Annotated in this window: 22 protein-coding genes and 1 pseudogene; 14 read left to right on the top strand and 9 right to left on the bottom strand. The window is 68.7% G+C overall.

What is annotated here, in order from left to right; translation table 11 throughout:
- Window positions 1-4 precede the first annotated feature (4 nt).
- Complete coding sequence (locus ABIA35_RS34505; RefSeq protein WP_370360760.1) at window positions 5-592, top strand: TetR/AcrR family transcriptional regulator; 588 nt, start codon at window positions 5-7, stop codon at window positions 590-592.
- A 187-nt stretch (window positions 593-779) separates the two neighbouring features.
- On the opposite strand, the gene ABIA35_RS34500 is transcribed toward ABIA35_RS34505, so the two are convergent.
- Window positions 780-1,958, bottom strand: a complete 1,179-nt coding sequence (locus ABIA35_RS34500; RefSeq protein WP_370343983.1) for an XRE family transcriptional regulator — start codon at window positions 1,956-1,958, stop codon at window positions 780-782.
- Between the two features lie 372 nt (window positions 1,959-2,330).
- Between ABIA35_RS34500 and ABIA35_RS34495 the strand changes: the two genes are divergently transcribed.
- The 10 genes from ABIA35_RS34495 to ABIA35_RS34450 all read left to right on the top strand — a co-directional run bounded on the left by ABIA35_RS34495 (window position 2,331) and on the right by ABIA35_RS34450 (window position 17,878).
- Window positions 2,331-2,816 carry a hypothetical protein gene (locus ABIA35_RS34495; protein WP_370360759.1) on the top strand — a complete coding sequence of 162 codons (486 nt, stop codon included), beginning with the start codon at window positions 2,331-2,333 and terminating at the stop codon, window positions 2,814-2,816.
- Between the two features lie 614 nt (window positions 2,817-3,430).
- The gene (locus ABIA35_RS34490) at window positions 3,431-3,805 is read left to right on the top strand and encodes a tRNA-binding protein (protein ID WP_370343986.1); all 375 of its coding nucleotides are present in this window, start codon (window positions 3,431-3,433) and stop codon (window positions 3,803-3,805) included.
- A 284-nt stretch (window positions 3,806-4,089) separates the two neighbouring features.
- Entirely contained in the window at window positions 4,090-6,426 is a 2,337-nt protein-coding gene (locus tag ABIA35_RS34485; RefSeq protein WP_370360758.1) for a class I tRNA ligase family protein, read from the top strand.
- A gap of 16 nt (window positions 6,427-6,442) precedes the next feature.
- The gene (locus ABIA35_RS34480) at window positions 6,443-7,537 is read left to right on the top strand and encodes an NAD(P)/FAD-dependent oxidoreductase (protein ID WP_370360757.1); all 1,095 of its coding nucleotides are present in this window, start codon (window positions 6,443-6,445) and stop codon (window positions 7,535-7,537) included.
- A 31-nt stretch (window positions 7,538-7,568) separates the two neighbouring features.
- The gene (locus tag ABIA35_RS34475) at window positions 7,569-8,882 is read left to right on the top strand and encodes a lysine N(6)-hydroxylase/L-ornithine N(5)-oxygenase family protein (protein ID WP_370360756.1); all 1,314 of its coding nucleotides are present in this window, start codon (window positions 7,569-7,571) and stop codon (window positions 8,880-8,882) included.
- 1,248 nt (window positions 8,883-10,130) lie between these two features.
- Window positions 10,131-11,348: an ornithine--oxo-acid transaminase gene (rocD, locus tag ABIA35_RS34470; RefSeq protein WP_370360824.1), complete on the top strand. Its 1,218-nt coding sequence runs from the start codon at window positions 10,131-10,133 to the stop codon at window positions 11,346-11,348.
- Between the two features lie 55 nt (window positions 11,349-11,403).
- Window positions 11,404-13,557 carry a DEAD/DEAH box helicase gene (locus ABIA35_RS34465; protein WP_370360755.1) on the top strand — a complete coding sequence of 718 codons (2,154 nt, stop codon included), beginning with the start codon at window positions 11,404-11,406 and terminating at the stop codon, window positions 13,555-13,557.
- Window positions 13,558-13,765: 208 nt separating this feature from the next.
- Complete coding sequence (locus ABIA35_RS34460) at window positions 13,766-17,029, top strand: discoidin domain-containing protein (RefSeq protein ID WP_370360754.1); 3,264 nt, start codon at window positions 13,766-13,768, stop codon at window positions 17,027-17,029.
- 9 nt (window positions 17,030-17,038) lie between these two features.
- The gene (locus tag ABIA35_RS34455; RefSeq protein ID WP_370360753.1) at window positions 17,039-17,359 is read left to right on the top strand and encodes an L-rhamnose mutarotase; all 321 of its coding nucleotides are present in this window, start codon (window positions 17,039-17,041) and stop codon (window positions 17,357-17,359) included.
- A 189-nt stretch (window positions 17,360-17,548) separates the two neighbouring features.
- Window positions 17,549-17,878: a hypothetical protein gene (locus ABIA35_RS34450; RefSeq protein ID WP_370343996.1), complete on the top strand. Its 330-nt coding sequence runs from the start codon at window positions 17,549-17,551 to the stop codon at window positions 17,876-17,878.
- Between the two features lie 166 nt (window positions 17,879-18,044).
- On the opposite strand, the gene ABIA35_RS34445 is transcribed toward ABIA35_RS34450, so the two are convergent.
- The 8 genes and pseudogenes from ABIA35_RS34445 to ABIA35_RS34410 all read right to left on the bottom strand — a co-directional run bounded on the left by ABIA35_RS34445 (window position 18,045) and on the right by ABIA35_RS34410 (window position 24,380).
- Window positions 18,045-18,290 carry a hypothetical protein gene (locus tag ABIA35_RS34445; protein WP_370343997.1) on the bottom strand — a complete coding sequence of 82 codons (246 nt, stop codon included), beginning with the start codon at window positions 18,288-18,290 and terminating at the stop codon, window positions 18,045-18,047.
- Window positions 18,291-18,573: 283 nt separating this feature from the next.
- Window positions 18,574-18,753: pseudogene (locus tag ABIA35_RS34440) on the bottom strand (site-specific integrase); the annotation flags it as partial.
- Between the two features lie 226 nt (window positions 18,754-18,979).
- Window positions 18,980-19,885, bottom strand: coding sequence for a carbohydrate-binding protein (locus ABIA35_RS34435; RefSeq protein ID WP_370360752.1), 906 nt, complete (start codon window positions 19,883-19,885; stop codon window positions 18,980-18,982).
- A gap of 211 nt (window positions 19,886-20,096) precedes the next feature.
- Window positions 20,097-20,990: a helix-turn-helix transcriptional regulator gene (locus ABIA35_RS34430; RefSeq protein WP_370360751.1), complete on the bottom strand. Its 894-nt coding sequence runs from the start codon at window positions 20,988-20,990 to the stop codon at window positions 20,097-20,099.
- An 83-nt stretch (window positions 20,991-21,073) separates the two neighbouring features.
- Window positions 21,074-21,970, bottom strand: a complete 897-nt coding sequence (locus ABIA35_RS34425) for a serine protease (RefSeq protein ID WP_370344002.1) — start codon at window positions 21,968-21,970, stop codon at window positions 21,074-21,076.
- A 68-nt stretch (window positions 21,971-22,038) separates the two neighbouring features.
- Window positions 22,039-23,031 (bottom strand): hypothetical protein, encoded by a 993-nt coding sequence (locus ABIA35_RS34420; protein ID WP_370360750.1) that lies wholly within the window; start codon window positions 23,029-23,031, stop codon window positions 22,039-22,041.
- Complete coding sequence (locus ABIA35_RS34415) at window positions 23,028-23,984, bottom strand: STM4015 family protein (protein WP_370360749.1); 957 nt, start codon at window positions 23,982-23,984, stop codon at window positions 23,028-23,030. The genes ABIA35_RS34420 and ABIA35_RS34415 overlap by 4 nt, the downstream gene beginning before the upstream one ends.
- 96 nt (window positions 23,985-24,080) lie before the next feature.
- Window positions 24,081-24,380 carry an FCD domain-containing protein gene (locus ABIA35_RS34410; protein WP_370360748.1) on the bottom strand — a complete coding sequence of 100 codons (300 nt, stop codon included), beginning with the start codon at window positions 24,378-24,380 and terminating at the stop codon, window positions 24,081-24,083.
- Between ABIA35_RS34410 and ABIA35_RS34405 the strand changes: the two genes are divergently transcribed.
- From ABIA35_RS34405 to ABIA35_RS34395, 3 genes are all read left to right on the top strand, one after another.
- The gene (locus tag ABIA35_RS34405) at window positions 24,309-24,605 is read left to right on the top strand and encodes a bile acid:sodium symporter (protein ID WP_370360747.1); all 297 of its coding nucleotides are present in this window, start codon (window positions 24,309-24,311) and stop codon (window positions 24,603-24,605) included. The two genes, ABIA35_RS34410 and ABIA35_RS34405, sit on opposite strands and share 72 nt — an antisense overlap.
- Before the next feature lie 39 nt (window positions 24,606-24,644).
- Window positions 24,645-25,469: an HAD family hydrolase gene (locus ABIA35_RS34400; protein ID WP_370344007.1), complete on the top strand. Its 825-nt coding sequence runs from the start codon at window positions 24,645-24,647 to the stop codon at window positions 25,467-25,469.
- Between the two features lie 74 nt (window positions 25,470-25,543).
- A complete protein-coding gene (locus ABIA35_RS34395; protein ID WP_370360746.1) occupies window positions 25,544-26,371 on the top strand; it encodes a class I SAM-dependent methyltransferase in 828 nt (275 codons plus the stop codon).
- Window positions 26,372-26,374: the final 3 nt, after the last annotated feature.

Genomic DNA, 26,374 nt, shown 5'->3' with positions numbered 1-26,374 from the left:
GACCATGGCCGACAAGACCGACAAGCCCAAGCGCGCCGACGCCGAGCGGACCATCACCGCCGTCCTCGACGCGGCCCTGCGGTGCTTCGCCGTCGGCCCCGACGCGACGGTCACCGAGATCGCCAAGGCGGCGGGCGTCGGCCGGGTCACGGTGTACGGGCACTTCGACTCCCTGGAGTCGATCGTCGACGCGCTGCTGGTCCGCTCCCTGTCCGAGGCCGACGAGACGTTCGCGGCCCTGGACCTGGAATCGGGCACCGCCGCCGAGGCCGTCGACCGGCTCCTGCACGCACCCTGGCTCCTGGGCCGCTACCAGGGCCTGCTGGCCGCCGCCACCCGGCACCTGGGCCCGGAGAAGGTACGGCAGCTGCACGAGAAAGTCTTCGCCCGCATCGAGGCGGTGATCGTGCGAGGCCGCGAATCCGGCGAGTTCCGCACCGACCTGCCGCTGCCGTGGACGATGGCGTCGGCGTACGCGCTCGCGCACGCCGCCGCCGGCGAGGCCGACGCCGGGCGGCTGGGACGCGAAGAAGCCGCGGATCTGCTGAGCACGACGGTGCTCGGGCTGCTGCGGGGGCCAGGCGGGAGCTAGACGTGCCGCACCTTGTCGCAGGCCCCTGGAACGGAACCGGGCCACGTCCCCCCGGACCTGCGAAGCAAATCAGGGCGCTGGACGCCGATGGGCAGCCGGTGATGCATCCGAGGCATCCGAGAGGTCCGGTCCATCAACTTGGCGAACCTGCACGAGTGAAGGCCATCTCGCGGCTACGTCGGGACGGCTACATCGGGAACTGCGGAAGCGATGCCCGCGTGAACACTTCGATCTCCTCTTGGAGGTCCCGCGCACGCTGGTCCGTGGCGAACTGGTTGAGCGACCGGTGTACCAGGCCGACCGTCGAGACGATGTCCGCGACCCGCTGTTCCGGTGCCAGCTGGAAGACCGGGCGCAGCGGTTCGGCAGCACCGTCGAGTTCGCCCAGGGACAGTCGCGCCAAGGCCAGGCTGACCTGGGAGTCGGCCAGGCAGTTGTAGTCCCAGTCCGCGTCGTTCTCGTCGCCATAGGCATCGACCGCCAGGCTCGCGGTGTCTCGTGCGGCTTCCGCGAGGTCGGGCAGCGTCGCCATGGCCCGCGCGGAGTAGTACAGATGCTTGGGCCGGCCGAACGTGCAGGGGCCGCCGAATTCGTCCAGGTCGCTCGGCGTCGTGCTCTCATACACGTCGTCGGCCGTGCGGATCAGGGAGCGGACTTGTTCGGTGTTGCCCAGCGCCGCCCAGGCTCGGGCCTGGCTCGCGTGGAGCCAGGAGACGGTTGATCCGATGCCGTCCTGCGCGAAGGCGGCTCCGGACTGCGCATAGCTCAGGGATTGGCGCGGCCGTCCCGCCCAGAAGGAGAGGTATGACTGAATGCCTCTGATCCAGGCACGCAGTCCGTTGTGGTCGGCGTACTCGGCCCAGACGAAACCGCTGCGGGAGTGGTCCATCGCGATCGTAGGCTTGCCGAGATCGTTGCCGACGTGGGCGAGTATCCCCGAGACCACCGCGGCCAGGAAGTACAGCTGTCTGGCATTGGACGGCTTCTGCCGCAGCTCCAGGGACGCCAGGATGGTGTCCTGAACGCCGACGAGCCGGCCGAGGATCATCGGGACCGGGGTGCGCTGGAACACCGCGGCCAGCTCGCGCACCTCGTCTTCGAGCCGGTCGATGACCTCGGGGCTGGTGACCAGCTGCTTGGTGAGGCTGAAGTCCCGCGATCGCTCCGCTGCCATGGTCAGCAACTCCACATCGGATTGGGGGGCTGTCACCGCGGCCGACGCGGCATCGTCCTCGGGGTTCCATGGTTGCAGGAGTTCGCCGACCGGCCTGCCGAACATCGCCTGAAGGATGCGACGAGTCGCCGGCGTCGTACCGAGCCGCTCCCCCGACGCCAGACGCCGCAAATGCCGGGCCGTGATGGACACGCCCCGCTCATCGAGCTGCCGCGCCTTCCTTTCGAAATCGGCGGCGATCTCTTCATAGGTCCGGTCTTGTGCGCGAAGCAGATGCTCCAGGACTGTACGGGGATCTTGCGAGTCGCGCCCGGCCATGGCGACCTCCATCCGTCCATCAAAGGCTACTCCGACAATTGCCGCAAGGCGACGTTCCACCGCATGGTCCTGTTGTGGTCCGCAAAAGTCCTGCTCAGGTCCATTCCCGTCCCTGGATGGGTCACGCCGCTCATTCCCACCATCGAGGTGGGTGCTTCCACCAGGAGGCACCGACACCGATAGGGGTGGAATATGAGCCACCATGACAAAGAACGAGGATACAATTCGCCTGCCCCGGAACGGGATATGGCGATCTTCGTTGCCGTCACGAAGGCCGTGGCTTCGGTGGTCCTGACGCTGGGCGCGATCATCGTCGGTCCCGTCTTCAGCGCGAACTGGAACATCGCGATGCGGTTCGGAACGATCGCGATCCAGCTCGCCGCCGGCATTTGGCGCGCGGGCGCCGGCGACCCGGACAGCCGCCGGGAAAGGCCCCGGAGGCACGATTCCCGGCCAACCGAGGAAATGCCCTGCGAATCCCCGAATGATCAGACGCAGACCGAAGGGGATTCCCGGGTCACCGATTCCGGATGCCGCGGGCAGCCGCTGATCTCGGCGGCAAGCACGCTTCGGGCAGCCATCGCCGGCAAGGGACGGGCAGCGATGGCGAGCGCCTCCGCGGCAATGGATCACGGGCGGAGTATTCGGCGCCGGCACCGGCTCCGAGGCCGAACGCCTGCCGCACCGAAGCAGTTCACCTGGCCCGGAGCCAGGCACGGCAACCGCACGTGATCAAGCGCAAGACTCCGTCGCTCCTTTGAACAGGTCTGATCTGACGCGTCGGCGTCGGATCAGACCTTCTTCACGCGTCGGAAGAACTCCGAGCCGACCCGGCATGGCGCCACGGCCGCCCCGACTGGCGCAGACGGGCCAACAGACACCCTGACGGCAACGCCTGATCAGTATGCCGGAAAAGACCTGGGCGAGAACTTCATGCCAGTAGTTCGGACAACGCATGTTTGACCCCTTGGATGCCCAACAATGAATTAAGCACCCTGCGCCACAAGTCGTTTAGAATGATATTCATTCATCCTGCGTACGAATGCCGAAGATCTCACCTGCACCGACGCGCCATGACGAGGCCGCGGCGCCAGACGGAGTGGCGCGAGGATGTCGCAGGGCTTCGCAAGTCAGCGGGCGAAATCAGCATCACCACAGGACCTACTCGCCCCTTCAGCAACAGCCGTTCGACGGGACGGAGCAGCCCACAAGATTCGCCGCTCGGCATCCGAGACAGATGCGCGATTCACCATCGAGGCAGCGCAAATCGCTGGTACCTTTCCACGAACGCCTTTTACACAGCAGCTTGACATCAGGCAATGATCATACTTTCGTGGAGTTGTTACATGACTAGCGCCCCTGAGACTTTCGTCGCGGCCCCCATCAAGCCGACGATCTCCTACGAAGACCTCGCGAAGGTCGACGTCCGGGTCGGAGCGATCGAACATGTCGAGGACATGCCCAAGTCCGACAAGCTGGTGCGGCTGACCGTCAACTTCGGCGATCACAAACGGACCATCATCGTCGGGCTGAAGCAGGAGCGGGAGAATCCAGCCGAGGTCGTCGGGAAGCAGGCACTGTTCGTCGTCAACCTCGAGCCACGCAAGATGATGGGCGAGATGTCCGAGGGGATGATGTTCGACATCGGCTACCCGGACAAGGTCACACCGGCGCTGGCGCTGCCGGAACGCGCCGTGCCGAACGGCACGCGCGCCGGCTGAGGCAACCATGGGCGCTCGATGGCTGCCACAGCGGTCGAGCGATCGGTCCCGGACAACAGACTGAGCGGCACGTCCTCCCAGCGATTCCGCTTGGAGGACGTGGCCGTGATCGACTTATCACCCGATGTCTCACCCTTTGAGACATTTCGCCCCTCCCGCTAGACCTGGGGTGCCCCTTGCACTAGACCGGCAGTAGCGGGGCCCCGACTTTGAGTAGCGCACGAGCGTCTGCCAGAGCCATCGGCCCACGGTCGACAGTCATCGACGAAGGCTCCTGATGCTCAATGATTCACAGGTCATTTGATCGGGCAGCAGTCGGCACGGGGGGACATGATCAGGTCCTGTCGTCAGCGGACATCGAAGGACTCCCGTTCCAGCTCATCTACGGGAGCCTGGCTTCAGGGGCGGAAGCAGAACTCTGTGACACCTCCAGCGACGAGGTCCTCTTCGTCCTGTCCGGCACGGGGAACCTGACCGAATCATCTGGCCGCTTTCACCCGCTCTCACCCGGCGACGCCGTTCACGTCGCGCGCGAGTCAGGGTACGTACTTCGCGCAGTAGACACCGATGCAGTGGACTTCGTGCGCGCGACATGGGACAGATCGGCCACCACGCAGGCGGCATGCGGGGTGCGTACGTTTGATCGCGCCGCGATGGACTGGGCGTACGAGATGCGTATCCAGCATCTCTATGACCAGGCGGACATCCCCGGCCTGCCGTTCGGCAGTGTCTTCGGCTCGGTGGACCCTCACACGACGTCGAAGTACCACCGCCAGCAGGATGGCGAGATCTTCCTGGCCCTCGGCGGCCGCGCCGAGATCCGGTCGGGCGCGGCATCGATCGAGATCGGGGCCGGCGACCTGGTGTACTTGACGCCCTTCGACGTCCACGGAATTCGCAATACGGCCGACGAGCCTTTCAACCTGGTGTCGATCTACTGGGACGACAGCGACACCGCCGCCGCACGACTGGCCGCTCATCCCCCTCGGCTCGACGTCCCCCACCGGGTCGTGGTCAGCTGCCCGCCTCCGACGCCGAACGGAGACCTGCATCTCGGACATTTGGCCGGTCCCTACCTGCGCGCTGACATGTTCGCGCGCGCCCTGCGCACCATGGGCACAGACGTCGCGCTGGTGACGGGTACCGATGACCACCAGTCTTACGTCGCCACCGAGGCACTGCGCGGCGGGGTCGATACCACGGAGCTGGCCGTCGAGGCCGGAGACCGTGTTCTCGCCACTTTGACCCGGGCCGGCTACACCGCCACGTCCGTCTACCGCCCACTCACGGACGAAGGCTTGCAGGAGCGGATACGAACCCGTTTCGCAGCCCTCGCCGCGTCCCCTGCGACAAGCTTCAGGTCGGTTCGGACGCCTTGGTGCGCGTCGTGCGGTTGTTCCCTCTATCAATCCTTCGCGGCCGGAAACTGCCCGCACTGTGGCCAACGATGCGTCGGCGAGATCTGCGAAGCCTGTGGCATGCCCAACGACGCGCGCGATCTCCTCGATCTCGCCTGCGCTCTGTGCGGAGCCGCCCCGATGTTCCGTGAGGAACCGGCGTTGCTGCTCGACCTGAACGTCTTCGCCGAGGATCTGCGCGATCACCTCGCCGGCCTGGAAGGTGGGAGCGGCCTGAGACTGCTGGCCAGGCAGCTCGTCGACGCGGGGCTCGGACCGTACCGGATCAGCCGCTCATCGACGTGGGGCATCGCCCTCGATGGCGATCTGTCGGGCCAGGTCGTCGATCCCTGGGCGGAGTTGGCACTCACCCACCTCGACCAGGCGGCGAGCGCCGACCGTGCCGGGGCCTGGGCCGAGTCCGAGTCCGGGTCCGGACCCGGGTCCGGACCCGGATCGGTGACTTTCCTGGGCTACGACAACAGCTTCTATTACGGCGTCCTCATGCCCGCTTTGGCCTTCGCGACAGGGGCCGAGGACGCGTTGCCGCACGGCTACGTGGTCAACCGTTTCCTTCACCTCGACGGTGAGAAATTCTCGACCAGCCAAGGCCACGCCGTGTGGGCCGACGACGCGCTGGCGAAGGTTCCGGCCGACGCCGTCCGCTTGGCGCTCCTGCGCGAGGCGCCCGAGGAAGCCGTGGTCGACATCACCGTGGCGCGAGCGAACGCCCTGCACGATCCGCTGTTGGACGAGATCCGGGAGTGGATCGACGGGTTCGCCGAGCTTCCCGGCGCCGGCGCGATCCCCAGTACCGGCGCGTGGTCGGTGGCCCATCGTGAGTTCTATCGCGGTGTCTGTCTTCTCACGACGCGTCTGGATGGCTTTCTGGCGGTTGACGCGTTCAGCAGCACCGCCTATGTCGAGACGTTGGAATCGTTCGTACGCGGTGCGAAACGGTTCCGGAATGCTGAACGGACGCGGCGTCTGCTGGTCGACAAACAGGAGGAGGCGCGTACCAGCGTGGCGTTGGAGTATCTCGCCGCGAAGGCCTTCGCAGCTCTTTGCTATCCCGTCATGCCGTCGTTCGGGGAGCGGGCATGGCAGGGCCTGGGTCTGCCAGGCGTGCCTGTCCGCCAACAGGCGTGGTCGTTCATCCCAGCCGGAACACATGCCGACCTGGCCTCGGCACGAGAGCTCGCCGCGCAGTGGCCGAAGTCTTGATGAGAAGGCGGGGACCATGAAGTCGGGGGGCGGGAGCGGCCGGACCGATGTGACGGCTGAGTACGTGGTCGTGGGGGCGGGGATCACCGGGGCGTCCATCGCGGCGCATCTCGCCGGCCGCGGCGCCCCGCCGCTCATTCTGGAAGCGGGGCAGCCGGGTTGTGGTGCTACCCGTGTTTCGGGCGGAATGGTGCGTGGATACGATCCCGATCCCACCACCGCCGAGCTGGCGAGCAGCAGCATCGCACGTTACGCGGAACCCTCCGGATGGAACACCGGTGTCGCGCCGCTGCATCGGGTCGGCGCTGTGACTCTGGCCTGGCTCGACCAGTCCGAGGATCTGCGCCGGGCGCAGGGCGAACTGCGCGCGGCTTCCGGCCTGGACGCGCATGTCGTCAGTGACGCCGGCGGGTCGGAGGTGGCCGGGGTGCGGCTGGCGGGGGCCGTCGCGCTCGTCGAACCGACGGCCGGCTATGTCGATCCGGTGTCAGTGACGCGGCTGTTCGTGCGGCAGGCGGTTCGAGACGGATCCAGGCTGATGACGGGCACCCGGCTCGAAGCGGTTTCCGGGACGGGCGGCAGGATTCTGCTTCGCTGCGCCGGGCTCACCGTCCGTGCGCGCATCGTCGTCCTGGCGCTCGGTGGTTGGACCAGTCGCCCACCGAGCGGTGTCCACGTGGTCGGAGCGCTGATCGGCACACGATCGATTCAGGCCTGTGTGATACGCCGCCCGATCGGCGTTCCGCCGCACACCACGTTCGTGGATCTGCGTACCGGGTGCTATGGGAGGCCGATGACGGGACGCCGGTCTCTGATCGGTTTCCCGCTCACGGTCTGGGGTGTGGATCCCGATTCGGCCCCGGCGGCCGACATCGGCCACCATCGACGCACTTTGGAGGAGGTTCGGCGCTTTCTGCCCTGGGTCCCCCGAGGGCAGACCGTTCGGCTGGTCCGTTCGTTCGACGGCTACTGCGACAAGGCCGATCTGTTGCTGCGCACCCGGTCTCCCGGCGTGTGGTCCGTCAGGGTCGGCAACGGAGGCGGCGTACGTGTCGCGCCGGAGCTGGGCAGGAGGGTTGCCGAGCAACTGCTGGCGCGCCCTGACGCTTGAGAACGCAGAATCGCACGAGGGAGGGTGATGTATGCGTGCGAAATGCTACGACCTGGTGGGGATCGGATTCGGTCCCGCGAATATCGCACTCGCGATCGCTCTGGAGGAAGCCCTCGAGACCGACCCCGCCCTGACGGCGGTATCGGCACGGTTCGTCGAAGCCGACGAGGATCCCGTGTGGCAGGGCGGCATGCTGCTCGACGGCTCCAACATCCAGAACAATCCCATCCGGGACCTGGTCACCTTGCGCAATCCTCGGAGCCGCTACAGCTTCATCAACTACCTGCACAAGTGCGGGCGCCTGCTGGAGCACCTCAACCTGCCTGGGGAGTTCCCCCTGCGCAAGGAGTACGCGCAGTACATCGCCTGGGTTCGACACCACTTCGACGACCTCGTCGACTACGGCCACCGTGTGGTGAGCATCGAGGTCGTCGAGCACGAGGGCGCTCCGGCCTACCAGGTCCTGACCGAACGCGGGCTGCGGCTTCTGGGCCGAACGCTGGTCATCGGCACCGGTCGGGCACCCCATATCCCCGTCCCCTTCGACGAGCTGAGGGACGACCGCGTGTTCCATGCCGGGGACTACCTCTACCGACTCGCGGATCGAGCCGCGGAGCCCGGGACGGTTGTCGTCGTCGGCGGAAGCCAGAGTGCCGTGGAGATCACTCTGGACCTCACCCGGCGCTTTCCGGCCGCCCGGATCCACAACTACACGCGGTCTTTCGGTTTGAAGCTCAAGGACACCAGCCCGTTCAGTGAGGAGGCGTTCTTCCCGAGCTTCACCGACTACTACTTCCGTGCTTCGCGGGTCAGCAAGACGAACCTGGACGCCTACCTGCGGCCGACGAACTACTCGTCCATCGACGCCGACGTCCTGCACGAGCTCTACCTCCAGTGTTACGAGCAGCAACTGGACGGCCGGCAGCGGGTGTTCGTCCACACCAACCGCCAGGTGATCGATGTCGCCGCCACCCCGGGCTCGGTCTGCCTGACAGTCGCGGAAGTCCACACCGGCGAACGGGAGGAGTTGGAGACAGACCTGGTCGTCCTGGCAACCGGGTTCCTGGACATCGGTCCGGGGCCCGGCCGGGAACCGGTTCCGGCTTTGATGTCCGGACTGGCCGGGCGCCTTCAGTTCGACGACGCCGGCTACCTGGCGATCGACGAGGGATACCGGGTCCTTCCGGCAGACGACGGCCTGCCTCCCCTGTTCCTCAACGGATTGTGCGAGACCACGCATGGAATCGGCGACGCGGGTTCCTTCAGCCTGCTGTCGCTGCGCGCCGCCGTACTGGGCGAGCGGGTTCGGATGCTCGCCGCCCAGCCGCAGCACAGCTCGACATGATCACGTGCAGTGGGTCGACACCGATGACCGCACTGACGAAGCCACCGGCACTGCGACGCCACCGCGTCGAAGTCATCAATCCGACCGCGGATCCACTCCGGTCCGCGTTCGTCGGCTCGGATCCGACCATCCCGTGAGGAGCGAACCATGTCAGCTGTGAGTTCCCATACCGAGTGGCAGCCGCTGGAGGAAGTCGTCGTCGGAGATCCCGCGGGGGCGATGATCCCGTCGTGGACCACCATCGAGCGCACCACCGTTCCCCCCGGTTCGGAGTCGCTCGACGCCACCATCGGCCGGCCCGGCACCCCGTACCGTGCCGAGCTGGTCGAGGCGGCGCAGCGCTGTGTGGAGGAGTTCACCGGCATCCTGAAGGACGCCGGCGTAGCCGTTCGCCGACCCCGACCGCCGGACTTCGCCGCGGGGTTCTCGACTCCCGGATGGTCCGCGGCGCACGGCTGGTCGTGCGCCAATCCGCGGGACGTCTTCCTCGTGATCGGCGAGGAGATCATCGAGGCGCCGATGCCGGACCGGGCACGGCACTACGAGACGTGGGCCTACCGTGCTCTGCTCAAGGAGTACTTCAACGACGGCGCCCGATGGGTCGCCGCTCCGCGCCCACAGTTGCTCGACGACCTGTACCGCCCGGGCTACGAGGTGCCCGCCGAGGGCGAACCGCACCAGTGGGGCCTGACCGACTTCGAGCCCGTGTTCGATGCGGCCGACGTCGTACGCTGCGGCCGGGACATCTTCATCGAGGCCAGCCAGGTGACCAACGCCCCGGGAATCGCCTGGCTCCGCCGCCATCTCGGGGACGCCTACCGCGTCCACGAGGTGCGTCCGCGCTACCGGCGGCAGATGCACATCGACACGTCCCTGGTCCCGCTGGCACCGGGCAAAGTCATGGTCAACCCCGAGTTCCTCGATCCCGACGATCTTCCCGAGGTGTTCAGCACATGGGACGTCCTGATCGCGCCGGAGCCGGTCGTGACGCCCAAGACCGCGCAGGGTGTCATGAGCCGGTGGAGCGCCATCAACGTTCTGTCCCTGGACGAGCGGCGAGTGGTCGTCGAGCGGAACCAGATCGGTCTGGCCAAGGCCCTCGAGGAATGGGGGTTCGAGCCGATCCTGTGCTCGTTCGAGGACTACACGCTTTTCGGCGGATCGTTCCACTGCGCCACGCTGGACGTTCGCAGGAGCGGGACGTGCGAGTCGTACTTCGACGAACCCAGACGTGGATCCGCACGCGCGGTGAGCGCTCCCGGCTCGGCGGACACCGAGCGCCTGATCGGCCTGACCGAGGAGCACAGCGCCCACAACTACCACCCGCTGCCGGTGGTGATCGCCGAGGCCGAGGGCGCCTGGGTGACCGACGTCGACGGCAACCGCTACCTGGACATGCTCGCCGGATACTCGTCGCTGAACTTCGGGCACCGCAACCCCGTGGTGCTCGCCGCGGCCCGCGAGCAGTTGTCCCGGCTGACGCTGACCTCCCGGGCGTTCCACCACGAGGTGTTCGGGCCCTTCGTCCAGGAGCTGTCACAGCTGTGCGGAAAGGACGCGGCGCTGCCGATGAACTCCGGCACCGAGGCGGTCGAGACCTCGTTGAAGGCCGCGCGCAAGTGGGGGTACCAGGTCAAGGGCGTCCCGCAGGACCGCGCGCAGATCATCACCTGCGAGGGGAACTTCCACGGCCGGACGCTCTCGGTCGTGTCGTTCTCCACCGATCCGGAGGCACGCGAGGAGTTCGGGCCGTTCACGCCCGGCTTCGTGTCGGTACCCTACGGCGACGCCTCCGCGATCGAGTCGGCGATCACCGATGACACCGTCGCGGTGCTGCTCGAGCCGATCCAGGGCGAGGCGGGCGTGCTGGTACCGCCGGCCGGCTACCTGAGTGCGGTCCGCGCGATCTGCACACGCCGCGGCATTCTGTTCATCGCCGACGAGATCCAGTCAGGCCTCGGTCGCACCGGCGAGACGTTCGCGTGCGACGTCGAGTCGGTCGTGCCGGACATCTACCTGCTGGGCAAAGCACTCGGCGGCGGCGTCCTGCCGGTGTCGGCGGTGGTGGCGGACCGCGACGTCCTCGGGGTGTTCAAGCCCGGCGAGCACGGGTCGACGTTCGGCGGCAATCCGCTGGCGTGTGCGGTCGGACGCGCGGTCATCGGGCTGGTGCGGACCGGCGAATACCAGGAGCGCTCCCGCGCGCTGGGAATTCGGATGCACTCGCTGCTGAACGAGCTGCCGTCGTCCGCCATCCGGGAGGTCCGCGGCCGCGGCCTGTGGGCCGGGGTCGAGATCGACCCGTCATGCGGTACCGGACGGCAGGTGTCCGAACGACTGATGGCCCGGGGTGTGCTGGCGAAGGACACGCAAGGCGTGGCGATCCGCATGTCACCGCCGCTGGTCGTGACGTCCGAGGAGATCGACTGGGCGGTGACGCAGTTGCGGGAGGCGTTGCGCATTTAGGCCCGACTACCAGCCCCCGTGCGGGCTGTCTGACCGAACCTGTACAAATAACACCATGAGCAACGCCAGCGCACCGACCGCCAGCCCCTCCCCCGCCCTGCGTGAGGAGGCCGAGTCGCTGCTGCGGCGGCTGGCCGGGGAGTCGGCGCGGTTGCGGGAGGACCAGTGGACGGCGATTCATGCGCTGGTCGAGGAGCATCGGCGGGCGTTGGTGGTGCAGCGGACCGGGTGGGGCAAGTCTGCCGTGTACTTCGTGGCCACCGCCTTGCTGCGGGCTCGGGGCGCCGGGCCGACGGTGATTGTTTCGCCGCTGCTGGCGTTGATGCGCAACCAGATCGAGGCTGCGGAGCGGGCCGGGATTCGGGCTCGGACGATCAACTCGGCGAACCTGCACGAGTGGGAGGACATTCAGGCCGAGGTCGCGGCTGGGGAGGTGGATGTGCTGCTGATCTCGCCGGAGCGGCTGAACAATCCCGACTTCCGGGATGAGGTGCTGCCCAAGCTGGCCTCCGAGGTGGGGCTGCTGGTCGTGGACGAGGCGCACACGGTCAGTGACTGGGGGCATGACTTCCGGCCGGATTATCGGCGTATTCGGACCTTCCTGGCCGACCTGCCGCCGGGCGTTCCGGTGCTGGCCACGACCGCGACGGCGAACGCCCGGGTGGTGGCCGACGTCGCCGAACAGCTCGGGACGCACGGCGAGGGTGACACCGCCGACACGCTGGTGCTGCGCGGGACGCTGGACCGGGAGAGCCTGGCGCTGCACGTGGTGCGGTTGGGCAGTCCCGAGGAGCGGTTCGCGTTCCTGGCCGAGCAGTTGCCGAAGCTGCCGGGCTCGGGGATCATCTACACCCTGACGGTCGCGGCCACCGATGAGGTCGCGGCGTTCCTGCGCTCGCGCGGGTTCGAGGTGGCCTCGTACTCGGGGCGGACCGAGGACGCCGAGCGGCGGCAGGCCGAGGCTGATCTGCTGGGGAACCGGATCAAGGCGCTGGTCGCGACGTCGGCGCTGGGGATGGGGTTCGACAAGCCGGACCTGGGGTTCGTGGTCCATCTCGGTGCGCCGAACTCGCCGATCGCCTACTACCAGCAGGTCGGGCGTGCCGGGCGCGGCGTGGACCACGCCGAGGTGCTGCTGCTGCCCGGCGCCGAGGACCGCGCGATCTGGCAGTACTTCGCCTCGCTGGCCTTCCCGCCCGAGCAGCAGGTCCGCCAGACGCTGGACGCCCTGGACGCCGCCGGCCGGCCGCTGTCCACGGCGGCGCTGGAGCCGCGGGTGGACCTGCGGCGCTCGCGGTTGGAGACGATGCTGAAGGTGCTCGATGTCGACGGGGCCGTGCGCCGCGTGAAGGGCGGCTGGGAGTCGACCGGCCGGAGCTGGCACTACGACGGCGAGCGCTACGCCCGCGTGGCCGCCGCTCGCGAGGCCGAGCAGCGCTCGATGATCGAGTACGAGAGCACCGGCGAGTGCCGCATGACCTTCCTGCGCCGCCAGCTCGACGACCCGGCCATCGAAGGACCCTGCGGACGCTGCGACAACTGCGCCGGGGCGAAGTACACCGCGAGCGTCAGCGGCGAGGGCGCCGAGGCCGCGCGCGCCGCCCTGGCCAAGCCCGGTGTGCAGATCGCGGCACGCAAGCTGTGGCCCACGGGGATGTCGGCGCTCGGTGTCGCGCTGACGGGCAAGATCCCGGCGGGCGAGGCCGCAGAGACCGGCCGTGCGCTGGGGCGGCTGACCGATCTGGGCTGGGGTGCGCGCCTGCGCGACCTGCTCGCCGACGGCACCGCCGACCAGCCGCTGCCGGCGCCGATGGTGGACGGGATCGTGAAGGTGCTGGCGGCCTGGGATTGGAAGCAGCGTCCGACGGCGGTGGTGTCGATCGGTTCGCACACCCGCCCTGGTCTGATCGCGGACACGGCGCGCCGGATCGCCGCGATCGGGCGGCTGGAGTATCTGGGTGCGGTGGACCCGGTCGTGACGGCGGCGGGGCAGGCGCGGCGCGGCAACAGTGCGCAGCGGCTGATGCAGGTGCATGACGCGTTCGCGCTGAGCCCGGCGCTGGCCGAGGCGGTGGCGGCGCATCAGGGTCCGGTCCTGGTGGTGGACGACCGGGTCGACACCGGTTGGACGATGACGGTCGCGGCGCGGATGCTGCGGCAGGCGGGCGCCGACGAGGTGTTGCCGTTCGCGTTGGCGCTGGAGGCTTAGCGCCGACGATTCAACCGTCCAGAGCCACCCGCACCATGTGCGAGGTGGCTCTGTTGCGTTGCCGGAAAGTGTTGCCGGACAACGGATTCACGACACAGTAAAGCAGAACATTGACGGGTATTCGAGCCCTGACTAGTCTCCGAGCGACCGAGACGAATGAATCGTTTCAACAGCGGCGTCAGACGCCCTCCCAGAGCCCGGAGTCCCTATGCGCATACGTTCCGGCACGCCCTTACGCCTCCTGATGAGCCTCGCGCTGACGACCCTGTCGGTCAGCGTGCTGGCCGAACCCGACGCGACGGCCGCCGCCACCAGTGCCGCCACCGCCGCCGGTCCCGCCGTCTGGATCCTTGACGCGACCGACCGGCCCTTCACCTCCACCACCGAGCCCAGTACCGCGCCGACATCGATTCAGTTGTACGCGGCCGGCGATGACACCGAGGCCGCGCAGATTCTTGTCCGTTCCACCTCGGCGCAGACCGGGGTTTCGGTCACCGCCGGGGCGCTGAGCGGTCCGGGAGGTGCGACCATACCGGCCTCGGACATCAGCGCTCGGTATGAGTACGACCACCCGGCCATCTCCAAGGTCGGCAACATCCAGAATCCGCCGGACGGCGGCAGTGCCTACTACGACGCGCTGATCGATGACAGTGCGCGGTCCGTGGCCGCTGACACGACCTTCGCGAGCTACTACGAGGTGAGCGTGCCGGCCGGGCAGGCGCCGGGGGTCTACAGCGGTACGGCGACGGTGAACAGCAGCCTGGGCGCCGTGGCGGTGCCGGTGACGGTGACCGTGTATCCGGTGACGATTCCGCCGACGAGTCAGTCCACGTTCAAGATGAACAACTGGTTCACCTCGGCGGGCTGGGACTACACCGGGACGGTCACGTCCATCCCCGGCGAGTACGGGGTCCAGATGTTCGATCCGAACTGGTGGACCGTCGAGACCAACATCGCCGCGGACATGGCCAAGCACCGCAATAACGTGATCTACGCCGATGCCGAGGCGCTGGCGATCCCGGACACCACGGTGGACGCCTCCGGGAACTTCACGTTCGGCTGGGGCACGTTCGACCGGTTCGTGAACCTGTTCGTGAGTTCCGGCGCGATGCAGTACATCTACACCCCGACGCTGCTGGAACCGAGCCCGACCGGCGGCGGTGCCGACCCGCAGGTGGACACGCTGGTCGCGGCCAACGGGGTGAGCGGCGCGGTCAAGCATGTGCTGTGCCCGGTCGACGCCGGACCCGCGAACGGCTGTCCGAACACCACGGCCTGGCTCAACCAGTTCTTCCCGGCGCTCAAGGCGCACCTGGACGCCGTGGGCTGGACGAACCGCTTCTACATGAGCGCTCTGGACGAGCCGACGACCTCGCAGCAGTCCGCGGCCGCCAACTGGTTCTACGCGGTCTACGACAAGTACTTCCCGAACCCGATGACCAACGAAGCGCAGGACAACGCGTTCACCGGCGACGCCTCGTACCTGACGACCTCGACCCCGCAGAGCATCGTCTACGACCAGAACACGGCGCTGTACCAGAACTACCGGATCAGCGGGAAGGACCTGTGGCTCTACACCTGCATATCGCCGCAGGGCAAGTACATGAACAGGTTCACCAGCAACTACCTGGACGAGACGCGGCTGATCCCGTGGCTGGACTGGAAGATCGGCGGCGACGGCTACCTGCACTGGGGCTGGAACTACTGGATCGACACCGCCAAGGCGCAGTGGACGCCCGCCGACACGTTCAACGGCCCGCAGACCGGCGACCAGTGGCTGGTCTACCCGGACAAGTCCGCTTACGCGATCTACGACAGCCTGCGCAGCGAGGCGCAGACCGCCGGGTTGCAGGACTACGAACTGCTGCACCAGCTCGCGGCGACCAAGCCGGACGCGGCGCGCACCCTGAGCGAGACGCTGGTGACCAACCCGACCTCGTACGACACCTCCGGCTGGGATGTCGAGGCCGTGCACAAGCAGCTGCTGGACGAGCTCGCCGGAACCACCGGCACCACCGGCGACCTGGCGCTGCCGTTCACCGACGACTTCAGCGGCGGCGACCACTTCTGGACTCACGCCTTGGGGACCTGGTCCACGAACGGCGCGGAGTACACGCAGTCTGACTCCTCGGCGAACTGGGGCTACGTCTCCTACATCCGCGGCCGCGGCTACCAGGACGTCTCGGCCAGCGTGGACCTGCAGATCACCGGGGTGAACGCCAGCGGCGGCAGCCAGAACTGGGCCGGGCTGATGGTGCGCTCGGCGAACGGCACCGACATGGACTCCGGCTATCTCATAGCCCAGCGGAACGACGGCGAGGTGTTCGTCTACCGCAGCGGTACCACGCTCGCGCACGCGACCGTCCCGGGCTACGTCTCCGGGCAGCGCACCCACCTGCGGGTCGTCGCCCAGGGCAGCACCCTGACGGTGTACTCCGGGACCGGCCAGGCGCCGGTGCTGACCGTCACCGACTCAGCGTTCAGCGCCGGCGACGTAGGGGTGGTCACCGGCGGGGCGAGCGCGAACTTCTGGAACGCCCGGGTGATGCCGACGTCCGTGGATCCGGTCGAGGGCGCGGCCATCACGGCTTCCAGCTCGTACGAGGGCGACGGCTGGGGCATCCGCTCGGCGGCCGACGGCCAGCGCTCCTCCGTGGCCGACTCCATGGGCTGGAGCAGCCTGGGCACGTACACCGTCAACCACACCGAGTGGGTGCAGCTGAACCTGGGCTCGGCCCGCTCGCTGGACCGCGTCGACCTCTACCCGCGTGACGACGGAGCCAACACCGGCTTGGGGTTCCCGATCGACTTCACGATCCAGGTCTCGGCCGACGGCACGAACTGGACCACGGTGAGCACGCAGACCGGCTACCCGAAGCCCGGCGCCGGGGCCCAGACGTTCCCCTTCGCCGCGACCACGGCCCGGTATGTGAAGGTCACCGGCACCAACCTGGGCACCGACCCGCTGGGCCACTTCCACATGCAGTTCGCCGAGATCGAGGCGCACGGCGGCGACCTGGCGCTGGGCCGGCCGGTCAGCGCGTCGAGCTCGGCCGACCTGCCGAACGAGGGCTGGCTCACCGCCAACCTCACCGACGGCGCGCACCACACCGACCTGTGGAGCTCCTCGGGCTGGAGCAGCGCCGGGACCAGTTCGCCGAACACCACGCAGTGGGCCCAGGTGGACCTCGGCGGACCCTCGCTGATCAGCCAGGTCACGCTCTACCCCCGGGACGACGCACCGAACACCGGCCTGGGCTTCCCGACCGCGTTCACGATCCAGATCTCCCCCGACGGCACGACCTGGACCACCATCGCCTCGCAGAGCTCGTACCCGCGGCCCGGCGCCGGCGGGCAGTCCTTCGGCTTCACCGCCTCCACGGCCCGCTATGTCCGAGTGACCGGCACCCAGCTGACCGCCGACCCGTTCGGCACGTACTACATGCAGCTGGCCGGGATCTCGGTCACGTAGGAGCACGGCATGCAGCGCGTCTGTTTCCTGCTGAAGGTGAAGGCCGAGCTGGCCGAGGAATACCGGGCACGCCACGAGACGGTGTGGCCGCAGATGCTGGCGGCGCTGAGCGCGTCCGGCTGGAGGAACTACTCGCTGTTCCTGCGGCCGGACGGCCTGCTGGTCGGCTACCTGGAGACCGAGGACTTCGGCGCCGCGCTGGCCGCGATGGCCGCCACCGAGGTCAACGCCCGGTGGCAGAGCCAGATGGCGCACTACTTCGAGGGGATCGACGGCGGGGCGCCGGACGCGGCGATGGTGCCGCTGACCGAGGTGTTCCACCTGGAGTGAGGATGTTCTTGTCCGCAGGTTGCGTGACGAGCGGTCCGCGTCGTCACGCCGCCGACGACGCTTGATCCTCAACTGCACCAAGGCTCCGGGGCCGACTCAACGCGCCCACGTTCAGCTGGTTTCCCGGGCGCAGGTGGGTGAGTGCGATGTGATCGAGCTGTCTTGCCCACCCGAGTTCAGGGAGTCTTTGTGCGTATCCGCTCACTCATTGGGGCTGGTCTCAGCGCGGCGATGCTCGCCGTCGTGCTGCCCAGCACGGCTCACGCCGCCACCGGCACCGTCACCATCGAGTCGGAAGGTCCCAACGGCACCACCGTGAAGCAGGTCATCACCGACCCGCAGCCGTGGAGGTGCTACAACGTCCCCGCGAAAAGTCTCATCATCAACCAAACCAGCCTTCAGTTCCTCGTCCACAGCACCAAGTACAACAGCGCCGACTGCCCCGACGGCCCGGTGGAACTCTTCCTCCCGGGAGAGTCATACAGCAACGCCCCCACCAGCTTCATGTTTGACAGGTAGCCTCGTCGATCCCCCAGTGCCGGAAGTGGTGCGCTCGCACCACTTCCGGCGGGAACGTTCGAAGCGTCCGTGGTGTCGCGGGGAATCGGTCGTTCCCCGCGACAGCCAGCCCACTGACATCCTGATGTCGCTGAGCCGCACCTCAGTGGGCGCCGGCCCGCACAGATCAGTAGTAGACGTAGCCACCATAGGTCTGCCACGGGGTCCACGAGCCGTCGATTTCGCACTTGACCCGATCAGCGGGCCAGTTGCCGAAGTTGATGAGGATATACGTCTGGCAACCCGCCCAGGTGCTGGAGGTGTCGACACGGTGCCAGTCGGCTGCATGGGCGGCCGGTGCGGCGAGCATCAGCGTACCGACTGCCGCCACGGCGCAGGTGCTGATCTTGAGTTTGTGCTTCATTGCTTTCATCGGATTGTCCTCTGCGGGTGTCAGGGTCGTCCTGGAAGGACGACGCGGTTGTCCCGGGTCACATGGATCTTCGGTGACACAGTCCGGGGCAATTTTTGCGGCTTTTGCCCGCCTGAGAAGTGATTTGGTACGGCGTGTCCGGGCACCTTCCTTCGAAAGCTGGACGCTGATGTCCGCCCTCGGCACCCGGATTCCGGCCGGCCGTGGACCGGCCGCCGCCGCGCAGGCGTGGTCGACTTCCTCGCGGGGTGTACGCGTCGCACCCGGCCGTTCGGTGTCGGGCGCGACCGGTGAGGTGGTAGATCTCGACCTTGTGTCGCAGCTCCAGGTAGTGGAAGCAGACGTCCAGAGCTGCGGCCCTGGCCGCGCGGGTGGCTGGCGCCGCCGAGTGCAGGACCTTGCCGAAGTAGCGGTCCGCGTCGGCGGGCTCCATCTCCCACAGCGGCCGCTCGAACCAGTTCCTTTGGGCTGGCGTACAAACGCCGGGTCCCGCACCGGTAGCACCAACCGGTGCGGGATCCGGCCGACGGCCGTGCCCGCTGCGATCCCAGCCCAGCCCCACGCTGGCCGACGCGGTGGCGGCGCGAGTTCGCAACGCGGGCCACACGTTCGCAGGAGCACGACCGCCGAACCATGCCGCCGCCCGTCGGCTTCCGGCAATACGCCGGCGGCGGCACGCGTCCCTGGCGCTACTGCGACTGCCAGAGCGAGGGGACGTTCGGGGGCTCCCAGCCGACCTGGGAGGTGTGCCCTTGCAGGCACACGTAGGTGACGCCGTTGTAGGTCACGGTGTCGCCGGCCTTGTAGGCGTGTCCGGCGACCCAGGTGCCGGAGGGCGGCGGGTTGCCGCCGCCGGGGCCCTGCGGGACGTTCAGGACGAAGTCGAAGGCCGCCGCCTCACCGGCGCCCTGCGGGGTGACGTCCATCAGCAGACGCGCGTCGAAGATGGTGTCGGTGGAATTCTGCGGGACGCCGGGGAAATACAGCTGCGTGGTGAGGATCGGCTGGTTGGGGGCCTGGACCTTGACGTGGATGTGCTTGGTGCGGCCGGGGTACAGGCCGGGCACGATCGTGGTCAGGGTGAAGTTCCCGTTGGCGTCGGTGTACTGGTGGCCGCGGAAGGTGAAGCCGGTCATGTCGTAGTCGCCGCCGTCGTCGGCCTGCCAGAAGTCCAGCAGCGCCGCCGCGATCGGCAGGCAGGACAGGCCGTAGACGACGCCGGTGACGGTCAGCGGCGTGCCCGGGGTGCCGGGGCCGGCCAGCACGGTGCGCTGCGGGGAGTTCGGCTTGAAGTACGGCCCCTCGATCTGGTCGATGGTCGGGGCGTCGCCGTCGTGGCACGCCGGGGTGATGGCACGCGGGCCGGCCGGGCCGGTGGCGACGGGCTCGGCGTGGCCGGCCTGGCCGACATTGCCAGCGGGCTCGGTGTGGTCGGCATGGTCGGCGTGATCGGCGTGATCGGCGGCGGACGCGTCGTTGGCGAAGGCGCCGGTGTCGACCAGCAGCGGCACCGCGAGCCCGCCGGCCACGGCGGCCTTCAGCAGCGCCTTGCGGGAGATGGCGGGCGGGGCGGGCGGCTCCTCGGGGACGGGCATGGCGGCTCCTTCGGTGGCAGCGCATACGGCGGGGGCGAGAAGGTGGTGGCGGTGGCGGTGGCGGTGGCGGTGGCGGTGGCGGTGGCGGTGGCGGCAGGACCCTGCCATGGGGCCTGAACTGCTGGTGAATCTAGGCACTGCGCCGGGCCGCCGAAATGGACTAGACCACGGGATCGTGGTGCATTCCTCGGGTGCTCCGGTGCTCCGGCGCTCAGGCGCGCCGCCGGAACTCCCCCGGGCTGAGCCCGGTCTCGCGCCGGAAGAACCGGCAGAAGTAGGCGGGATCGGCGAACCCGGTCTGGTCCGAGACCTGTCGGATGGTCAGATCGGTGCCGGCCAGCAGCCGCTTGGCCTCCAGCACCCGCTGCCGCCGCGTCAGCCGGCCCGGCGTCAGGCCGGTCTGCTCCCGGACGAGTTCGTGCAGGTGGCCCGGGGACACGCCGATCTCGCGGGCGTAGGAGATCAGGGTCCTGCTCCCCTGGCCGGGTGCCGCGATCAGCCGCAGGAACCGGTCGACCAGCTCGCTCACCTGGTGCACGGCGCCGGGGGTCGGCGCGGCGGGGGCCCCGGCGATACGCGCCGCGCGCACGATCAGGATGTGGAGACAGGCCCGCAGCACCCCTTCGTGGCCGGGGGCGGCCGTCCTCAGCTCGTGCTCCATCTCCCCCGCCAGCGCCAGCAGCGCGGCCATCTGGGCGGCGCTCGGGCTGAGCCAGGTGAGCGTGTGCAGAGCGCGCAGCAGTGGGACGTCCTCGGGATGGCGTACCAGAAAGTCCTCGTTGAACAGCAGCACCGAGCCCTCGACGCCCTGCGCGTCCTCCCAGTGGTGCACCTGGCCCGGCGCGATCACGCCGAAGTGCGGCGGGGCGATCGGCCAGGGCTGGGAGTCCACGACGTGCAGGCCGCGGCCGCCCGTCACCAGCACGATCTCGTAGAACGTGTGCCGGTGCGGGAAGTCGGCCAGCGAGAGCGGCCCGACGCGCTGGAACGAGCCCGCCGCGAAGGGCAGGAGGGCGACCTCGGGGACCTCCAGCTCGTGCAGGTCCAGCCCGCCGCGGCCGGCGCCGGGCCCGCGCTCGTTGGGGGACGGCGCCGAAACGTCCATAGCGGCATCCTGCGATGCCGGTGTGCCGCGCGTCCAGCCCGGCTCAGGACGGCTCAGAACAGCTCAGGCCGGCTCAGGACGACTCAGGAGCCCGAGGTGGCCCGGTAGATCTTCGCGATCCGCTCGGAGAAGTAGATGCTGTAGGACGTGTTCGGCGAGTTGCCGCCCTGTTCGTAGCCGCCGAGCACGCCGACCAGCCGGTCCCCCGAGGCGATGAACGGGCTGCCGCTGGCGCCGTCCGGCAGGCCCGAGCAGTCCAGCTCCATCTGGGTGTCGGTGTACTTCTTCGTCTTCGTGGTGCAGCCGACCGGCCGGGACGCCAGCAGCGGATAGGACGCGATGCTGATCGAGTTCGCGTATCCTGGCTCGGCGGAGAACGTGTCGGCGCCGGTAAGGCTCTCCAGGGTCTGCGACCCGCCGCCGACCTTGCGCACCTTCAGGAACGCTATGTCGGCGTCCGGGTCCTCCTTGGCCACCCAGTCCGAGTCCACGTAGGCCGTCGTGGCCACCCACTCCCCGTAGGGCGCGGTCTCGTCGTGGTATCCGGGCACGAACACGATGTGGTTGTTCCAGCCGGCGTAGAGCTTGTCGTACACGCAGTGCCCCGCGGTCACGATCAGGTCGCCGGACCCGCTGTGCACGACGCTGCCGGTGCAGTAGTGCGCCGACACCACGCCGCCGACGCTGAAGAACACCGCGCCGACCTTGGGGACCCCGTCGAAGGCGACGGCGTTGAGCTTGCCGTCGGTCGTGGTGCCGGCCGGGATCGAGCCGGTCAGCGGCGGCCCGGAGCGCAGCAGCGTGTGCGGGTCGTTCGGAGTGGTCTCCATGACGTGCGTGACGACCGTGGTGTGGGCCGCCTCGCTGCTGGAGGAACTGGCGGCGGCATCAGCGGCGGAAGAGCCGCCGTGGCAGGCCGTCGCCAGCACCGACAAGGCGATGGCTGTGGACGCGAGCAGACCGTGGCGACGGTTCTTCATAACGCTGAGGATGCCTCCGGATTCGGAACGTTGTCAGTCGCGCAGCATACCGGTCGCGGTCGTCGGGATTACCAATGCACTGATAGCGAACGCAGCACCGCGGCACGCACCGGGCCCGGCTCGCCCCCGGCATCGGCCAGGCCGGCGACGAGGCCGGGCAACGATGCGCCGAACGGATCCACGTCGAACACGAACTCGGATTTCTCGTTGTCCATGATGAGGTCCACCCCCAGCGAGCGGATCCCGGGGAAGAACGTGGCGGTACGCTCGGCCAGCGCGATCAGCCTCTCCCAGCGCTCGGTCGTGAACCGCTTCACGAAGGCATCGATCTCGCGGCGCTTCCCGCCGTACCACTCGCGCGCCAGGATCTCCCCTTCGCGCTTCACACCGGCGGCGTGGGTGACCTTGCCGTCCACCACCGCGAAGCGGAAATCGTAGAAGTCGTTGAGCAAGTGCACGCGGTGCAGCGCGGCGACCGCGTGGAAGCCGTCGTCGGCCAGCAACTCGGCCACCTGGGCCAGTTCCCGGTTGTCGCCGGAGCTCTGGCCGGGAGCACGCCAGACCTCGAAGCCGGTGCGGGTCCGGTGCCGGAACAGCTGTGTACGCCAGCCGTCGATCATCCATTCGTCGGAGCCGGCGAACCGCGGTCGCAGGATGTTGCTTCTCACCGCCGACACGTCCGAAAGCTCCAGCAGCGGCAGACCGCTGCTACGCAGGAACTCATCACACTTCGTCCGGTCCAGCGCCAGCAGTGTCTGCTCCACAGAGGCCGCCAGCGTCGCGCCGGCCTTGGTGACCGCCGTGTCCAGATGTTCCAGCGCGGCCTGGAGTTCCGCGTACCGTGCGCGCTGGCCGCCGACCGGATTCCCGGCGGTATCAGGGTGCAGACGTTCGACGAAGACCACCTCGCCGGGAGCGAACTCGGCCTCGGAAGCCACCACGGCGGACCACGGCACGAGACGCGGCTGTGCGAGGCCGGTCTCCCGCGCCGCACGCGACCATTCGGCGCGCACCGGCTCGTCGTTCTCGGCGGTCACGACCACCGGGCTCGGGGTGCTCATTCGGCCACCGCTATGAATCGGTCGTCGTCGCGGCCCAGCAGGGCTTCGTCCACGTTGATGTCCACTTCCGGGAGGGCTCGCCAGAGCCGTTCGATCAGCGCCTCGCTGATCCAGTGGTGGTGCAGGTCCAGGCGGCGCAGGTGGGTCAGTGGCTGGCCGGCGAGCAGGGCGGCCACGCCGTCGTCGCCGAGGGTGCCCAGGGCGAGGTCCAGGGATTCCAGTTGAGCGACGACGGGTGCGTGGGCGAGCAGGGCCGCCAGGGTGTCGGTGTCTTCGGCGTTGCGCAGGCCGAGGTGGCGCAGGGCGGGGAAGGCCGCGCCGGACAGGATGCCGGCCAGGTCGGCGGCGTCGGCGCCGCCTTCGTAGATGGAGGTGCCAAGGTAAAGGTCCAGGCCGGTGAGGGCGGGGAGGGTGGAGGTGCCGATGGCGCGGACAATGTGCGGGGGCAGGCCGCCGGTTTGGAGTGTCAGTTCCCGGAGTCGGTCGTGGGCCAGGGGTTCGATGGTCAGTTCGGCGGTGCCGCGCAGGCCGAAGGCGAGCAGGTTCGGGAAGGCGGCGAGCAGCGGGCCGGGGTCGGCTTGTTCGATCCAGGAGACTTCGGACATCTCCGAGGGGACGTCTCCGACGAAGAGGGCTTCGAGGTTGGGGAAGCGGTCGGCGGCGTCCAGGAGGGCGGCGTGGTATTCCTGCCAGCCGGTGCCGGATTCGCAGGAGTCCCAGGCGGCCAGGGTCAGGGCTTTGACGCGGGTGGTGTCGACGGCGGCGAGGAAGGCGGGCCAGATCTTCTCGCCGTCGGCCTCGTCGTATTCGTCGGCGCCGACGCGCCAGGCCCAGGCTTCGATGTCCTCGGGGACGCCGCCGGGTTCCAGGTCGGCCGGGTCGTCGTGGGCGAAGGGGAACACCGGCAGCCCGTGGAAGGTGGTCAGGGCGTCGTGTCGGAAATCCTGGATCACCCGGGCACGGTATCGGCTGCGGCGGACAGTGTGGCGAGTGGACCGCTTGTATACAATCCACGTATCAGGGCTTTGAGCGTTGACCTGCCGAGAAGGTCACTGCTCTTTGTGCACGTCCCGCCCCCGCGCGATGTGCCGGACCACGACGCGGGCGGCCTTGTCCGGGTCGCCGGATTCCAGGACCTCGACGATCTCGCGGTGTTCGCGCCAGGAATCCTGGGCGCGGCGGGGCAGCTTGGCGGTGTAGACCCATTCCATCTTCCATCGGAGCTGGGTGATCAGCTCGGTGAGGGTCCGACTGCCGGAGGCCTGGGCCAGCACCTCGTGGAACCGGCTGTTGAGCCGGGCCAGTTCCTCCAGGCGGCCGGCGGCCAGCGCGCCGTCGGCCAGCGCCACCAGTTCCTTGAGCCGGCCGAAAGCCTGGCCTCGGGGCTGCCGATGGCGGCGGTGCTGTTCCCGGGGCACGAGCTGAGCCTGATGGTGCTGCCGCTGATGGTGTTCCACCAGGTGCAGCTGATGGCGTGCACGGTGCTGGCACGGCGGTGGGGAAACCAAGGCGCCGGCTCCGGCGCGCAGGCCGACGGTCCGGCCGGGCGCGGGCTGGCCGCGGCGCGCGCTTGAGAATTCTCCCCGTCCGCCCCGCGTGCGAGTCTTGATCGTGTGAACCCACCTCAAGTCATCGCCACCGACCTGGACCGCACCCTGTTGCTGAGCGGCGGCGGTACGTCCGAGCGCACGCGCGCCGCCCTGGACCTGGCCATGGAGCGCGGTGCGCACGTGATAGCCGTGACCGCGCGGCCGATCCGGTGGCTGGACCGGCTCAAGCCGTGCTTCGGGCAGCTGCCGCACGTCATCGCCTCCAACGGGGCGGTGTGCTACGACCTGGCGGACGGCCGGGCCTACGACGCGCGGCCGTTCGAGCCGGCGACGCTGCCGAAACTGTTGGCCGGGCTGCGCGCGGCGCTGCCGGACGCGCGGTTCGCGATGGAGACGGCCTACGGCATGGTGCGCGAGGACGGCTACGAGCTGTCGACCTTCGACCAGGACGGCGATGACGCCGGACGGCTGGTGGTGCCGTACGAGGACCTGGCCTCGGCGGTGGCGGACCAGCCGGTGTTGAAGGTCCTGACCACGGACCGGGCCCGCGACAGCGCCGAGATGTTCGCCGAGGCGAGCCCGGCGGTCGGGACGCTCGGCCATCTCACCTACTCCACCCGGTTCGGGGTGCTGGAGCTGGGGCCGCCCGGGGTCACCAAGGCCACGACGCTGGCCGCGTGGTGTGCCGAACGCGGTATCGAGGCCGCGGACGTGGTGGCGTTCGGGGACATGCCGAACGACATCCCGATGCTGGCCTGGGCCGGGCGGTCGTACGCGGTGGCCAACGCGCTGCCGGAGGTGAAGGAGGCCGCGAAGGGCCTCACGGCGAGCAACGACGACGACGGTGTGGCGCTGATCGTGGAAGGGCTCTTCGATACCCGAGGCTGAAATCAGGCCCACCTTCATATCGTATACCGAGACAGATCTTCTCGAATATCGAACAGCTCGCTAGAGTCTCCGGCATGACGACACGGCCGGAGACTCCTCAGAACACGTACACCCACGGCCACCACGAGTCGGTCCTCCGCTCGCACCGCTGGCGCACCGCGGAGAACTCGGCCGGGTATCTGCTGCCGCACCTGTCGGCAGGTCACAGCGTGCTCGACGTGGGCTGCGGGCCCGGCACCATCACCGCCGACCTCGCCGAGCGCGCGGCACCGGGCACGGTCACCGCGGTGGAGATCACCGAGGAGGCGCTGTCCCTGGGGCGCGACGAGATCGCCCGGCGCGGCACGCCGAACGTCCGGTTCGCGGTCGCCGATGTCCACGCCCTGGACTTCCCCGACGACAGCTTCGACGTGGTCCACGCCCACCAGGTGCTGCAGCACGTGGCCGATCCGGTGCTGGCGCTGAAGGAGATGCGGCGGGTCTGCAAGCCCGGCGGGATCGTCGCGGCGCGCGACGGCGACTACGGCGAGTTCCGCTGGTTCCCGGAGGTCCCGGCGCTGGATGAGTGGCTGCGGCTGTATCAGGCCTTGGCGACGTCCAACAGCGGCCACCCGGACGCCGGACGCCGGCTGCGCGGTTGGGCGCTGGCCGCCGGGTTCCCCGAGGACGCCGTGACGGCCGGCGCGTCGTCGTGGGTGTTCGCCGAGCCGGCGGATCGCCAGTGGTGGGCCGAGTTGTGGGCCGATCGCACGACCAAGTCCTCGACGGCCGCGCAGTACGTCGAGAAGGGCTTCGCGTACCTGGAGGATCTGGAGGCCGTGGCGGCCGGCTGGCGTTCCTGGGCGGCGGCCGAAGACGGGTGGTTCAACGTCGTTCATGGCGAGATCATCTGCGTGGCCTGATAT

The organism is Catenulispora sp. MAP12-49 (genome assembly GCF_041262705.1).
Taxonomy (GTDB): Bacteria; Actinomycetota; Actinomycetes; order Streptomycetales; family Catenulisporaceae; genus Catenulispora.
This window is presented reverse-complemented; position numbering and strand designations above follow the sequence as displayed.